General features: G+C 58.7%; 1 protein-coding gene. It reads right to left on the bottom strand.

Annotated features, from left to right (window positions below; genetic code table 11):
* The coding region (locus B3Y70_RS13770) for a proton-conducting transporter membrane subunit (protein ID WP_288589958.1) at positions 1-1,488 on the bottom strand (1,488 nt) is incomplete at both ends.

The following is a 1,488-nucleotide window of genomic DNA, read 5'->3' as shown; positions in this document are numbered from 1 at the left end:
GAAATCGGAAATCGAACTGAACGGGTGCGTTAGCATGGCCAGGGTAACCAGGGTCATACCAATACCGGCAATCCCCGCGATGGCGATATCCCGGAAGCGGCGTTTCAGCGGTGTCTCCACTGGCGTCCAGCCCGGCATGTAGTAAAGCGCCAGCATAAGTAGAACAATGGTCACGACTTCCACGGACAGTTGGGTCATGGCCAGGTCGGGCGCCGAGAAGCGGGCAAACGCCAGTGCAACGATCAGGCCGACCACGCTCAGCACAACCAGCGCGTAAAATCGCTGCCGGTGCACGGCTGCCGTCAACAGGGCACAAATGATCAGTACGCCTGCGGCAATGGCCGTGGGCCAGTCCACAGGGCTCAGCCCGGTCTCACCAATGAATATGCCCAGATCCAGCAGTGGCATGGCGGCAACCGCCAGAACGCTGACCACAAGCAGCATGGCGTATCTTTGCAGAGAGCCATTCTCGAGTCTTGCGGTAAAGGCGTTCGCCAGGTCGACGATCCGCAGTACGATCGCTTCGAATACGGCCTTCTCGTCGATTTCCTTGAAGCGTGCGTGGAAATCAAAGAACTTCTGGCGCTGGCTATACATGATCAAACCGCCAAAGAAAGCCGCAAAACTCATGATCAGTGGCAGGTTAAAGCCATGGATAACCGCCAGTTGATAATCCGGCACCTCGCCGCCAAGGGTGGCGTGGGCCGCAGCGTATAGCAGAGGCCCGACCGATACCGCCGGGAACATGCCTACCATGATGCATGCGAAGACCAGGATCTCCACCGGGATTTTCATGTACCGGGGCGGTTCGTGGGGAGGGTAGATGGGCAGATTGACGGGCTTGCCGTTAAAGAACACGTCGTGAATAAAACGTGCGGAATAGGCGACCGCAAAAATACCGGCCAGCGTGGCGACGATCGGCGGCAGCCAGGCCCAGATGCCGGGCAGATTCAGTTGCAGGGACTCGGCAAAGAACATTTCCTTGCTCAGGAAGCCGTTCAGCAGCGGAACCCCCGCCATGGATGACGCGGCCACCATGGCCAGAGTGGCCGTATGGGGCATGTATCGCCACAGGCCGTTAATCCGGCGCATGTCCCGGGTACCGGTTTCGTGGTCGATAATACCGGCGGCCATGAACAGTGAGGCCTTGAAGGTGGCATGGTTGATGACGTGGAATACCGCTGCCACCGCTGCCAGTTCGGTACCCATACCGAATAGCAGCGTGATCAGGCCCAGGTGGCTGACGGTGGAATGCGCCAGAAGCCCTTTCAGGTCGTGCTTGAACATGGCCACGTAGGCGCCAATCAGCAAAGTTGCCATGCCGGTAAAACTGACCATGTAGAACCATTGTTCGGTACCAGCCAATGCCGGGTACAAACGCGCCATCAGGAAAATGCCGGCCTTGACCATGGTGGCGGAGTGCAGGTAGGCCGAAACCGGCGTTGGCGCCTGCATGGCATGGGGCAGCCAGAAATGGAACGGGAACTG

The organism is Marinobacter sp. UBA5687, from assembly GCF_002420325.1.
Classification (GTDB): Bacteria; Pseudomonadota; Gammaproteobacteria; order Pseudomonadales; family Oleiphilaceae; genus Marinobacter; species Marinobacter nauticus.
Note: the sequence above shows the minus strand (reverse complement) of the source record. Positions and strands in the feature narration are given on the sequence as shown.